The sequence below is a fragment of the Paenibacillus paridis genome, from assembly GCF_006345825.1.
Lineage (GTDB): Bacteria > Bacillota > Bacilli > Paenibacillales > Paenibacillaceae > Pristimantibacillus > Pristimantibacillus paridis.
On sequence record NZ_VCIX01000076.1, the window covers coordinates 16,203 to 28,795 of the forward strand.

The following is a 12,593-nucleotide window of genomic DNA, read 5'->3' on the forward strand; positions in this document are numbered from 1 at the left end:
TGGAGAGTAGGAGTCTTACACAATGGATTTAATGGTTCTATGGATTGTTGTCTTTCTGGCGCTTTCGTTTGATTTTATAAATGGTTTTCACGATACGGCGAATGCGATCGCAACCGCCGTATCGACAAGAGCTTTGAAGCCAAGGGTTGCCATTGTCATGGCAGCGGTTATGAACTTTGTCGGCGCGGTTACCTTTACGGGCGTTGCTGCGACCATCGGTAAGGGCGTTGCGAATCCGGCTGAGCTGGAGCATGGCGTACCGATTGTTATCGCGGCATTGCTTTCAGCTATTGCCTGGAATTTGCTTACCTGGTGGTTTGGCATTCCGTCCTCATCCTCGCATGCCCTAATCGGTTCCCTTGCGGGTGCAGTTATCGGCGGTGCGGGCATGAGCGCCATCAATTCCGGCGGCTTGATTAAAATCGTTCAAGCGCTGATTTTCTCGCCGCTGATCGCCTTTAGTGCCGGTTTTATCATTATGTGGATATTAAAAAAGATATTTGCCAAATCTAGCCCTCATCAAGTGAATAAAGGTTTCCGTTTCGGACAGATTCTTACGGCTGCATTCCAATCGTTCTCTCACGGAACGAATGATGCGCAGAAAGCAATGGGGATTATCGTATTCGCGCTTGTTGCTTCCGGGATTCAGACGACGATGGACGTTCCATTGTGGGTTAAAATTTCTGCTGCGACAGCAATGGCGCTAGGTACCTCAGTGGGCGGATGGAAAATTATCAAGACGATGGGTACCAAAATATTTAAGATCGAGCCGATCAACGGTTTTGCGGCAGATATCGGTTCTGCTGCGGTAATTTTGACGGCAACGATGATCCACTTGCCAGTCAGCACGACGCATGTCATTACCTCATCCATTCTTGGCGTGGGCAGCGCGAAGCGCTTCTCGGCAGTGAAATGGGGAGTAGCCGGCAGAATCGTTATTGCATGGATCATTACGATTCCAATTACGATGATTATGGCTATGTTGTTCTATTGGATTATCCACCTTCTTTTCCTGTAAGACGATATGACTTGAGATAGTGAGGAAAACCTCACTCGCCATGAGCCTTAGGTTCGTGGGGAATGAGCTTTTTCTCACTATTTTTTGCGTTTTTTTGTGGACAATCCTTATCGAAAATGCACGAAAATTGCATGTATGCACATAATTAGTCACAGCTGTGCATGAGTTTGCTTTAAGCAGCGAGAGACCAAACAGGATATACACATTCAAGTAACAGCTGTGTATGAAAGTCAAAGTAGAAGCTGACGAAGCATGTCGAAGGTTGCACTTGTGCACAGGTTTGCAAGCCAAAGGTGCTATCCATGTCCAAAAAGCTGTGGATAGACAATGAAAACGGATTATCCACAGAAGGACAACTTCATAATAAAAGGGTGAAAATGTGCATAATAGGCTGTGTATAAAAAATACTCCGATTGCAGGAGCTAATCACTGCAAAAGGAGTATGCTTCATATAAGGGAATAAAGGGTATAGTGCTAAAGTGTACCTTCTTTAGCGGCGCCGTTTTGTTGTACGGCGGCGTTTGGCGGTGCCGCTGCCAGAGCCGGTTTTGCGACGCTTGCGACGCTTGGGCTTCCATTCGCTAGAATCCTCGTCATCGGAGTCATCCGACGATTTTTTGCCGAATGAGCCCATAAGCACTTTTACTAAAGGTGCCATTTGAGATACGCTGGACATGACCTTCTGTACCTTCGTAACGGTAGTCAGAATGCCATCAATGCCTCCAATCCTATCGACGAAACCTTTGATTTCGCCCAGACTGGCAAGAGAGAAGCCGCCTGCCTTGGCGCTGGCGGTCGTTTCGGTTAGTTGAGCGGTTGATTCCGGTATGACGGCGGGCAGGATATCCTGAGTTGCCAGCGCATCGGCTGCAGGCGGCATTTTGGGAAGATCTGTACCCAAGATGAAGCCGCTCGACTTCGCGCCGGACGATTTGCTTAGCTGGCCTTGTGAAAGGCGCTCGCTGCCGTGCCAATCGTACTGCTGGTTGCCGGTACCGGGGTTATTGCGATAATTCACACGGATCACAACCCTTCTTTTCTAATAGTCTATGGAGTAGGCGAACATAAGGATTGGACGAATGTCTCGGTTTGAGTAATTTTTTCTAGATAAATGCCCTGTACTTTTGAAAGTCTTGGCTAGTTGAACATCAATTCCGATGGATGGGTTCCAAATGCGCGAATACGGTAATGTTTGAAAAAAACGGGTAAAAAAGATACAATAGTTACATTAGTTTTAATAGGAGTGAATACGCATGCAGCTTAAAAAGCTGAACGATAAAGCAATAGATCAACTATTCGAAGCGATTCTAACATTGAAATCGGTCGAGGAAGCCTATGTGTTTTTTGACGACTTGTGTACGGTAAATGAGATTCAATCCTTGTCGCAAAGGCTTGAAGTCGCTCGTATGCTCGGAAAAGGCAGTACATACAACGCCATTGAGGCTGAAACAGGCGCTAGCACGGCAACGATTTCACGTGTGAAACGCTGTTTGAATTACGGCAATGACGGGTATAAAATGGCTTTAGAGCGTCTTGGAAGGTAGTGCTCCATACGATGAAGCCAGGAATACTTGTTATTAGCCATGGCTCCAGAGAAAGCTTGTGGGTAAAGCTGGTTGACGATGCGATATCGGCAGCGGCTGCCTCGCCAAGCTTGTCAAATGTTCCAATTGTGTCGTCCTTTCTTGAAATTATTGAGGGACGGCTTATTCAGGATGGAATTAACGAGCTTGAGCAGCAGGGGGTTACCGATCTTTATGTGGTACCACTGTTCATATCCTCAGGCAGTACCCATGTGGATGAAATCGGGCAAGCCTTCGGTTTCCCATGGTTATCTGACCTTGAAGGGGACCTTGGTAGCTTTCGCGTAGCAGCGAATGTTCATTACGGGATGCCCATCGATGATGATCCGGAAATCGCCGAGCTGCTCTTGGATAATATTTCTTCATTGTCCTTCGACCCCAAGCAGGAGGCATTGCTGCTTATCGGTCATGGAAGCAAAGAAAAGGTGTTTCACGAACGATGGCAGGAGGGCTTGCTGAAGCTTGGCGAGCGGCTGCGAGCGCTAGGCGGCTTTCAGCGTGCCGAATATGCCATGCTGCTGCCTGATCAAGCGGCTGCCAAATTAACCGCTATGCAGGCGGCTAACCCGGAGGAAGCGGTGATCGTTGTACCGCTGTTTCTGAGTAAGGGTTATTTTACGAATCATGTTATTCCGACCAGGCTTACCGGCCTTGAGTATAGATATAACGGCAGAGCGATGCTGCCGAATCCGGCAATCGAGAGATGGCTGGAGCGTCAAATGGTTAGCGGCTTGCAGCGTTTGCAGGTACAAAAGTAATACCCAGTACATAGGTTGAGTGATTGTTAGGGGTGAGACAGGATGGCAATCAAGCGGGCAAGATTGATCTATAACCCGACATCGGGAAGAGAAGAAATGAAGAAACGTCTGCCTGATATCTTGCAGCGGCTGGAGCAGGGCGGCATCGAAACGAGCTGTCACGCAACAATCGGTGAAGGAGATGCTACGCTTGCTGCTTCGGAAGCGGCAGACCGCGGATATGATATGGTTATTGCTGCGGGTGGGGACGGTACGCTCTATGAAGTCATTAACGGCTTGACGAACAAAGCGAATCGACCGCCGCTTGGTATTCTTCCCGTTGGCACAACGAATGATTTTGCAAGAGCCATGGGCATTCCGAAGCACTGGGAGTATGCCGTAGACCTGATTATCCAGCAATATGCCCGGCCAATTGACGTCGGCAAGGCAAATGATCGTTTCTTCATTAATATCGCCGGAGGGGGCTCCTTGACTGAGCTGACCTACGATGTGCCAAGCAAGCTGAAGACGATGATTGGCCAGCTGGCTTATTATATGAAGGGTATGGAGAAAATGACCCGCCTTCGCCCGACGGAGCTGACTTTTCAAGCTGCTGGGGTAGGCGAGTTTCATGATGAATTCATGATGTTCCTTATCTGCAACAGCAACTCGGTTGGGGGCTTTGAGCGTTTGGCTCCAGATTCTAAGCTGGATGATGGACTATTGGATGTGCTGCTGATTCGCAAGTGCAATCTGCCGGAATTCATTAAGCTGGTGACACTGGCGCTGCGCGGCGAGCATTTGAACGATCCGCATGTCATTCATTTCAGAACGGATGAGCTGAGAGTAACGACGCCGGACTATGTTCAAATTAATCTGGATGGCGAGTATGGCGGCGTGCTGCCATGTACATTCTCGGTACTGCCTTCGCACTTGCGCATATTTGCGGATGAGACGGGTGCATCAACGTATCGGTGAGCAGGGATGAATGCTCGGAATAGGGAATACTGGTTAGCAACAAGCAGGCAACAGCATTGAAGATAGAGCGGAGAGAGTTTATGAACAAAGGAAGAAGCAGAGGTGGCAAAGGAAGATCGCGCGGCGCAGCAGGGACGGTTGCGGCAGCGGTTTCGGTAGATGCCCCTTTTCAAAAAAATGAAGAAGTCACCGTCGATATTGTCGGCCTGACGCATGACGGAGAAGGGGTAGGCCGGGCTGACGGCTTTACCCTTTTTATACAGGGAGCGCTTCCCGGCGAACGTGTCCGCGCCAAGGTGATGAAGACAAAGAAACAGTACGGCTATGCGCGTTTGGAGGAGCTGCTGCAAGCAAGCCCTTCGCGGATCGAGGCGCCTTGTGATATTTATAAGGAATGCGGCGGCTGCCAGCTTCAGCATTTCGATTATCCAGCGCAGCTTGAGTGGAAGCGGCAGCATGTGGTAGATAACCTCGTGCGGATCGGAAAGCTGAATGTTGCTGGCGAAGGGGATGGAGCGCCAGAGGGGATCATCGTACATCAGACGGTTGGGATGGAAGATCCGTGGCGCTACCGGAATAAAGCTTCTGTGCCCATCGGAACGAGTGCTCGTGACGGTCAGTTAATCGCAGGCTTCTATGCCAGAGGCAGCCATAGAATTATCGATATGGACGATTGCTTGATCGAGCATGAGCATAATGATGAAGTCATTCGCGTCGTGAAACGGATTGGCCGTGAGCTTGGTGCAACGCCTTATGATGAGGAGTCAGGCCGCGGCGTGCTGCGCCATGTGATGGCTCGGACAGGCGTTGTAACGGGCGAGATCATGGTCGTATTGGTGACAAACGTCAGAAAGCTGCCTTCATCGGAGGAATGGGTTAAGCGAATCCGTGAAGAGCTGCCTGGCGTGAAGAGCATTGTACAAAATGTGAATGAGCGGAATACAAACGTGATATTCGGTGACGAGACGCGTGTCCTCTGGGGCAGCGAGGTTATTTATGATGAGCTTGATGGCATTCGCTTTGCAATCTCAGCTCGGTCGTTCTACCAAGTGAACCCGATGCAGACCGTTGCGCTCTATCGGAAAGCGGTGGAGTACGCGGGATTGACGGGCACGGAAACCGTTATTGACGCGTATTGCGGCATCGGCACCATTTCCCTATTTCTGGCTCGCCAAGCTGGACGCGTCTATGGCGTCGAGATCGTGCCGGAAGCGATCGAGGATGCGGCTCGTAATGCAGAACTGAATGGCATCACCAATGCCTCGTTTGAGGCAGGACCAGCCGAAGTTGTCATTCCGCGTTGGCGTAAGGAAGGCATAACGGCGGATGTCATCGTCGTCGATCCTCCGCGAAAAGGCTGCGATCCCGCGCTACTCGAAACGATTCTGGCAATGAAGCCGGAGCGGGTTGTGTATGTGAGCTGTAATCCTTCTACACTGGCGCGCGACTTGCGTGTGCTGGAGGATGGCGGGTATCGGACGGTTGAGGTTGTTCCTGTGGATATGTTTCCTTGGACGGTTCATGTGGAGTGCTGCGTGTTGTTGGTAAGAATTTAGAAGCTAAGTGCAAGTTGAAGCCCGACAGTATACTGTCTGGGCTTTATTTGCATCTATGGCCGTACATGAACTGTCTAAATTGTTATAATTGAATATAGTCTGCAAGTACAAATTTCCAAGAGTTAGAGAGTTGATATATAGGAGAACGAGATGGTTCAAGTGTCAGAAAGGAAGTGATTCTATGTTCTATATTGTTTTAATTGTCATACTGGCTGCTTTAATCATTCAATCCGTTTACCTCGTGAATTACAAAAACCAAATTAAGGATATCGGCAACCAATTATCTTTTATATCCGACCATCATTCATTCAAAATGATACAAACACAAATTAAGCCAAAAGAAATTCATCGGCTAATCGATTTATGTAATGCATTGCTTCGTGATCAACGAAAGTTGAAGCAAGATTTTATCGAACAAAAGGAAGAGATCCACGCGACTATTACGAGCTTGTCCCACGATATACGAACCCCGCTGACTTCACTTGACGGCTATCTGCAATTGGCGGAACGTTCCGAGTATCTTAAAGAAAAAACAGAGTACGTTAGTCTGGCACAGAATAGAATGAAACAGATTATTACACTTGTTGACGAGCTGTTCCTATATACGAAACTGAAAAACCCAGATTACATCTTGGAGCTTGAGCCAATTGATGTTATGAAAGTGTTAAATAAACGTCTGTTTACCTTTATTGACGATTTTTTGCGAAGTGGCTATGAACCAAACCTCTGCATGGTGGAAGCACCGCTATTTATAGAGGGAAATGAAAGTGCGTTGGAAAGAGTATTTGAGAATGTGATCAAAAATTACTTTATGCACAGTGAAGGTGATCTAAGCATTCGTTATGAGGAGAAGCAGGACGAGGTTTTGTTTCATTTTTCCAATGTACTGAAGCGAAATCATCTGCTGAGCCTGGACAACATATTTACTCGCTTTTACAAAGCAGATCCGTCGCGTACGAACCAATCTTCAGGTCTGGGACTTTTTATCGTGAAATCACTGATGGAGAACATGAATGGTTATGTGCAAGCTGACCTGAACGATGACCAGTTTTGCATCAGCTTAGCTTTTAAGAAAATCGTAAAGGAGAGTTGACGTGTACAATGACACGAACCACCCCAAAATTCTAATTGTTGAGGACGATGTGCATATCAACAATATTATTTATGATGTGCTTCGAAAAGAGAAGTTTCAATGCATGCAAGCGTATTCTGGCAGTGAGGGAATCATGAACGTCATTCATCACGAGTATCATCTTATTATTTTGGACCTCATGCTGCCTGGCTTGTCTGGGGAAGATTTTATGCATCGGCTAAGGATAGAATTAAGCTCTGACACACCAGTTATAGTCTTATCGGCCAAGGACAAATTGGATAATAAATTAAACCTGTTTAAGTTGGGAGCCGCTGATTATGTCACGAAGCCGTTTGAGGTGGAGGAATTGCTTGCTCGAGTCAATGTACATGTCAAACGAACCTCCCGAACGGATTCTGTCACTCGCTATCGTCATAAAAATCTACTTTTAGATAGCGGAACGATGAACGCTAGCGTCAATCAAGCAGATTTGAAACTTACAAGACAGGAATACAAGATCCTTGAACTGCTGCTGAAGAATCCTACCCGAGTGTTTACAAAGCAGGATCTGTATGAGCTTGCATGGGAAGATATATACATAGGTGAGGACAAAACCATTACCGTTCACATTAGCAATATTCGCAATAAGATCAAAAGGGTTGACGAGGAGGCTTATATTGACACCATTTGGGGCATTGGTTTCAGGCTGGCACCATAGGGAGTGCCTTAAACCGGCCCTAATCTTCTTTGAACTTTCTTAATCATTTATTGACGATATGTTAGCTTCTTTTTGTTATTTTATTGACAAGGAGGTGTGAATATGGCTGAAGCAATTATTGAAGTAAGTCAATTAACCAAACAATTTAAAGGGATAACAGCAGTGCGTAAGGTAGAGTTTAAAATAGGTAAAGGTGAAATCTTCGGTTTGATAGGCCAAAATGGAGCGGGAAAATCCACCTTGCTAAAGGTGATTGCTGGATTAATATCCCCCACTTCAGGAGAAATTAAATTATTTGATCGTCCAGTGAAGGGGAATCACCCTTATTTTGAACGTATAGGCGTACTTATTGAAAATCCAGGGTTATATCCCCATTATACTGCCTATGAAAATTTGGAATTAATCGCGATCTCCTATGGATTGACCAATCGGAAAGATCATATTAACAAGCTGCTAAAGCTTGTCGGATTGGAAGGTTCGAATAAGACCAAGGTGAAAAATTATTCAATGGGAATGAAGCAAAGGCTTGGAATTGCAGCTGCATTAGTTGGAAGCCCAGATGTCTTGATTTTGGATGAACCGATCAACGGTTTGGACCCGCAAGGAATTTCTGATATTAGAAACATGATTTTGGAATTGAATAATACGGGAATGACCATCATTATTTCAAGTCACATTTTGGAAGAGTTGTCGAAAGTAGCGACTCAATATGCAATCGTACATCAAGGAGAAATCATCGAACACCATTCAAGGGAGCAACTGCTGCTTCAATGCGAAGATCGTATTGAAATAGAAGTGGATAAAGCAAGCTCGGCTGTTCCCATCTTAGAACAAAAATTGCATATTAATCATTACAAAGTCATTAGTGAGCGTATGGTGTATGTATATGATGCTCATGTTGAGAACCAACATATCATAAATACCTTAGTTGAAAGCGGCATAACTGTTCATTCGATTATCAAGCATAAGCAAAGCCTAGAACAATATTTTTTGGCACGGATAGAAAGTGAGGGTGGGAGCCGTGATTAATATTCTCAAAATGGACTTTCACCGTTTTAAATCAAATAAAATGATTTATATATTACTGTTAATTTTTTTTGCTTTTCAAATATTCGGTATATTTATGTTGGGAAAATACGAGCAGCCCGGAGAAAGTACGGTTATGCTAATCAGCTCGATGAACGAAAGCCAGTTCATCCAAGTCATGATGTCTCAAATCCCATTGTGGCCGCTGATTTATATTGCTGTCTTCGTTGTTTACTTCTATATGAGTGAACATAACTCTGGGTTTTATAAAAATTACATTTCAATGAAGCGTGCGCGGATGTACACTGTTATTTCAAAAATATTAATTGCAGGCCTATTCACTTTGCTTACATTTATTGTAATGATCGTTGCGGATATGATCGGAAGATCAATTTTCTTTAACCATGCATTGATTGGAGATGGGGGTTATTTTGCGAAATTGTTGATCGGCCAATTTTTACTTCATTGGGCATTTTCAATTGTAATCTTATGCCTCTCCATCATTAGTAAAAGCTTGATTACTAGTATTGTAGTTGGATTTGTTCTATCGTTGAATGTTTTTGGAATGATTGTAACTGTCTTGGAATCCATCATTGATGACGTTCATTTGTCCTCTTTCTTAATAGTAAATACGATCTTAAGCGCAAGAGATTTTAATAATATAAATGATCTTGTTCATGTAGCTAGCGTGTCGGTTGTTTTCATAGTTATATTTTCTTTTATAGCCATCAGATATAAGATCAAAGAGGATTTGAAATAGTATTTAGGACTGTGCAACTAACAATGATGGGTGGACGAACTGGTTGGTTACACTCTCCAAGAAAAAATGAATACTTGAAGTTAGAATGAGATGAAATTGAAACATGGGATGTAGCGGGAAAACAGCATGAAAGACCACCTTCTAAAGTAAAACGGAGGTGGTCTTTCTTATTACACCATAGGATGCGAACCATTTTGGATATGATAAATATTAGTATATTAGTGGTAGTCGTGAACACTACCATCCTTATCGCTATGTTCGCGCTTGCTGGCAACCAGCTTATATCCGGCCCCCCGAATCGTAATAATTCTCTCCGGATTGACAGGATCGGCCTCGATTTTTTTTCGTAAATTACTGATGTGTACAGCGACCGTTCTCGTATCCTCCAGACTCTCCATTCCCCAGACGAGATGGAACAACGTATCGACAGTGACGACTCGATTAACGTTTTGTGCCAAATAGGACAGTAGACTAAATTCTTTTTTCGATAAAAAGATGGTATGGCTATCTATGTTGACGGACTGTGCGTAGAAATCCAGCGTCATACCCGGTAACTCCAGAAGTTGTTCCCTTCTGCTTGTCGACACTCTGCGAAGGTGAGCCTTGAGTTTGGCCATGAGCACTCCCGGACTGAACGGCTTGGTCACATAATCGTCACCGCCATAGGATAATGCGCTGATTTTCACCTCGTCTTCCTCACGACTGCTCAGAAACACGATCGGCGCATTCGTAAAGATACGTGCGTTCCTGCACCAGTCAATGCCGTTTTCATTAGCTAGCAGTACATCCAGTACAATCAAATCCGGATTAAACGACTCCAGCAGCTTCATGGCTTCTGTCCCGCTGTGGCTATACGAGGAAATAAAGCCTTCCCGTTCGCAATACGCCTGAACAATCTCACAGATATGGGGATCATCATCTACGATCATAATTTTGTATGTGTCCTTCATGCTGTCACCTTCCTGCTTCTCGAATACAAAGGCAGCGATACATAGAATATCGCCCCTGTCTTGCCATCGCTCTCCGCCCGAACCGACCCTCCATGAGCTTGCACGATTTCCCTGCAAATCGCCAGTCCGAGCCCGGTGCCCTCTATTTCATTTTCTATGCCCGATCGATTATATCTGTAATTGCGATCGAAGATTTGCTCTAGCTGCTCTGGGGGAATTCCCGTGCCAGAGTCTTGTACGCTAATTATCGCACAGTGGGTATCTTGCGCCTTGTCCATGGCTAGTGCAAGACGCACCATCCCACCAGTAGAGGTGAACTTCATCGCGTTCGACACTAGATTAAACAACGCCTGCTCCATTTTTTGCGCATCTATCTCAACAACAGGAAAGTCAGGCCCTTGATCTTCCGTATTTCCGACATCCCATATGAAATGGAGTCCTGCGTCACGCACAACCAGCTCATATTGTTCAAAAAAACCACGCAAGAAATGAATGGGATGTATCGACTCCATTTGATAAGCTACTTGTCCCGTCTCTAGATGCGACAAGTAGGACAACTCCTCGATCATACGGTTGATCCTTATCGTGTTATCCCGGATATAGTTTAGGTACTGTTCATTGCGTTCCGGCTTAACCATGTCCTTCACAGCCTCGACATACCCAAGCATGCTGGACAGCGGCATGCGCAAATCATGCGTAATGTAGGCAAGTAGTTTCTTCCTCCCTTGCTCTGAGTGGAGTAACCGCTCATACGACGTGCGGAGATCTTGATGAGCTGCGGATAACGCATGTGTGCGCTCCATTACAATCCGCTCCAAATTGGTATTCATTTCAGTCAGCTTGTTATTAGCTTCCTGCAGCTCACGTGCAATCCTTTCTTCGTTCGTTGCCGTCCTCGTAAACCTTGAAGAAAGTAGAATCATCTGTGCGATCGTAAATACCAACAGCCCAAACGGAGCTGTATTTCCGATTAGCGACCATTCATTGTAATATAAAAAATCGTTGATCACCGTAATAAGCGTAACCACTGACACCAACAGGAAGATCAGCGCTCCCTCTATACGCCGCATGGCCGCTTGGGCAAGCCCAACCATCAGATACACCATGTGCAGAACAACAATTACACCAATCACCAGTAACATTTTTGAATAGATAAGCGCAGGGGTCATTACAACAAGTAGACAAAGTGCGCCCGTTGCGATACGGGTGCCAAGACGAAACCACCAGGACACATAATTCGGAAAAATGCATTCAAAATACATGGTGATGATATAACCACTGAGGCAAAGAATCAAATACTCGATCTTGAACTGCAATTCCCACGGAAAATGAGGAAGCAATTGTGTAATCATGAGCTCGCCGTTCAGCAAGGAGCGGATGCCGAACAACACGGTGAACAAACCAAAGTACAACGGCGCCTTGTCCTTGCGTCGCAGCACGAACAACAGCAGATTATACAAGCCAATCACCAGCAGACCTGCAGTTATGAACATATCTGTGGCAACCTTCAGATTTGTCCTGACCGTTAACACGCTGCTGCCACCCAGTTCTATATATTGGGTGATGCCGCCTCGCTTATGATGAAAGTTCGCTACTTGCATAACGAGCTCTACCTTGTCGTTTTCGGGCTGGAAGAACACCAGCTTCGTTGCCAGATGCGGTTTCACGCTACTCTTGTCCGGACCAACCACACCTACTTCTTCCAGCAGTTCTCCATTCACCCATAATTTATACGAATGAAATATAGAGGGCAGCCGCAGAGCAAGTCGCTCATTCCTATCCTGCTTGCTAAGCTCAATGACCAGCCGAAATGTTGCAAAGCCTTCTCCTTTCAGCTTCTGACCATCTAACGGGTAGCCTAGCCAGGATCCAGGGATGTTGATATATCGATCAGCCTGTCCGACTTTTTCCATGCGGCTCCGTATATTTTCTGGCGAAAGCAGCTCTTGCCAGTAAAACGCCCATTCCCCCTGTAACTTTAGAGGATTCTTACTTATATGATCCTCCGTTAAATCGAGCACGCCTTCTTCGCTTTGAATCTGAGGGGAGTGCGGTCCTGATACAACGGCATAGCTTGCGACCAACCCAACAACAACAACGAGAACAGCTATGTAAAGCAAGGTAGTACGAGAACCGAATCGAAGAATATTCCTCATGATGAAGTCGACCCCAATCTACAAGATGCGCAATAAATA

12 protein-coding genes are annotated in these 12,593 nt (G+C 45.7%); 9 read left to right on the forward strand and 3 right to left on the reverse strand.

What is annotated here, in order from left to right; translation table 11 throughout:
- The first annotated feature begins 22 nt into the window (after positions 1–22).
- Complete coding sequence (locus tag FJQ58_RS07135; protein WP_139991745.1) at positions 23–1,018, forward strand: inorganic phosphate transporter; 996 nt, start codon at positions 23–25, stop codon at positions 1,016–1,018.
- A 490-nt stretch (positions 1,019–1,508) separates the two neighbouring features.
- On the opposite strand, the gene FJQ58_RS07140 is transcribed toward FJQ58_RS07135, so the two are convergent.
- Positions 1,509–2,036, reverse strand: a complete 528-nt coding sequence (locus FJQ58_RS07140; protein ID WP_139991746.1) for a tyrosine protein kinase — start codon at positions 2,034–2,036, stop codon at positions 1,509–1,511.
- A gap of 235 nt (positions 2,037–2,271) precedes the next feature.
- On the opposite strand from FJQ58_RS07140, the gene FJQ58_RS07145 reads away from it, so the two are divergent.
- The 8 genes from FJQ58_RS07145 (at position 2,272) to FJQ58_RS07180 (ending at position 9,448) form a co-directional block, all read left to right on the forward strand.
- A complete protein-coding gene (locus FJQ58_RS07145) occupies positions 2,272–2,562 on the forward strand; it encodes a YerC/YecD family TrpR-related protein (RefSeq protein ID WP_139991747.1) in 291 nt (96 codons plus the stop codon).
- Between the two features lie 11 nt (positions 2,563–2,573).
- The gene (locus FJQ58_RS07150) at positions 2,574–3,359 is read left to right on the forward strand and encodes a sirohydrochlorin chelatase (RefSeq protein WP_139991748.1); all 786 of its coding nucleotides are present in this window, start codon (positions 2,574–2,576) and stop codon (positions 3,357–3,359) included.
- Positions 3,360–3,407: 48 nt separating this feature from the next.
- The gene (locus tag FJQ58_RS07155; protein ID WP_420799819.1) at positions 3,408–4,316 is read left to right on the forward strand and encodes a diacylglycerol kinase; all 909 of its coding nucleotides are present in this window, start codon (positions 3,408–3,410) and stop codon (positions 4,314–4,316) included.
- An 80-nt stretch (positions 4,317–4,396) separates the two neighbouring features.
- Positions 4,397–5,872 carry a 23S rRNA (uracil(1939)-C(5))-methyltransferase RlmD gene (gene rlmD, locus FJQ58_RS07160; RefSeq protein ID WP_139991750.1) on the forward strand — a complete coding sequence of 492 codons (1,476 nt, stop codon included), beginning with the start codon at positions 4,397–4,399 and terminating at the stop codon, positions 5,870–5,872.
- A 181-nt stretch (positions 5,873–6,053) separates the two neighbouring features.
- Positions 6,054–6,965, forward strand: coding sequence for a sensor histidine kinase (locus tag FJQ58_RS07165; protein ID WP_139991751.1), 912 nt, complete (start codon positions 6,054–6,056; stop codon positions 6,963–6,965).
- Between the two features lies 1 nt (position 6,966).
- Positions 6,967–7,662 carry a response regulator transcription factor gene (locus FJQ58_RS07170; RefSeq protein WP_238403865.1) on the forward strand — a complete coding sequence of 232 codons (696 nt, stop codon included), beginning with the start codon at positions 6,967–6,969 and terminating at the stop codon, positions 7,660–7,662.
- A 102-nt stretch (positions 7,663–7,764) separates the two neighbouring features.
- Positions 7,765–8,691, forward strand: a complete 927-nt coding sequence (locus tag FJQ58_RS07175; protein WP_139991752.1) for an ABC transporter ATP-binding protein — start codon at positions 7,765–7,767, stop codon at positions 8,689–8,691.
- Positions 8,684–9,448, forward strand: a complete 765-nt coding sequence (locus FJQ58_RS07180; RefSeq protein ID WP_139991753.1) for an ABC transporter permease — start codon at positions 8,684–8,686, stop codon at positions 9,446–9,448. The genes FJQ58_RS07175 and FJQ58_RS07180 overlap by 8 nt, the downstream gene beginning before the upstream one ends.
- A 218-nt stretch (positions 9,449–9,666) precedes the next feature.
- Here FJQ58_RS07180 and FJQ58_RS07185 read toward each other — a convergent pair whose 3' ends face one another.
- The gene (locus tag FJQ58_RS07185) at positions 9,667–10,398 is read right to left on the reverse strand and encodes a response regulator transcription factor (protein ID WP_139991754.1); all 732 of its coding nucleotides are present in this window, start codon (positions 10,396–10,398) and stop codon (positions 9,667–9,669) included.
- Positions 10,395–12,554, reverse strand: a complete 2,160-nt coding sequence (locus FJQ58_RS07190; RefSeq protein ID WP_139991755.1) for an ATP-binding protein — start codon at positions 12,552–12,554, stop codon at positions 10,395–10,397. The genes FJQ58_RS07185 and FJQ58_RS07190 overlap by 4 nt, the downstream gene beginning before the upstream one ends.
- Positions 12,555–12,593 lie beyond the last annotated feature (39 nt).

Coding starts and splice junctions, on each gene's coding strand:
- FJQ58_RS07165 (WP_139991751.1), top strand. CDS start 6,054: ATGTTCTATATTGTTTTAATTGTCATACTGGCTGCTTTAATCATTCAA.
- FJQ58_RS07150 (WP_139991748.1), top strand. CDS start 2,574: ATGAAGCCAGGAATACTTGTTATTAGCCATGGCTCCAGAGAAAGCTTG.
- FJQ58_RS07175 (WP_139991752.1), top strand. CDS start 7,765: ATGGCTGAAGCAATTATTGAAGTAAGTCAATTAACCAAACAATTTAAA.
- rlmD (WP_139991750.1), top strand. CDS start 4,397: ATGAACAAAGGAAGAAGCAGAGGTGGCAAAGGAAGATCGCGCGGCGCA.
- FJQ58_RS07185 (WP_139991754.1), bottom strand. CDS start 10,398: ATGAAGGACACATACAAAATTATGATCGTAGATGATGATCCCCATATC.
- FJQ58_RS07190 (WP_139991755.1), bottom strand. CDS start 12,554: ATGAGGAATATTCTTCGATTCGGTTCTCGTACTACCTTGCTTTACATA.
- FJQ58_RS07135 (WP_139991745.1), top strand. CDS start 23: ATGGATTTAATGGTTCTATGGATTGTTGTCTTTCTGGCGCTTTCGTTT.
- FJQ58_RS07145 (WP_139991747.1), top strand. CDS start 2,272: ATGCAGCTTAAAAAGCTGAACGATAAAGCAATAGATCAACTATTCGAA.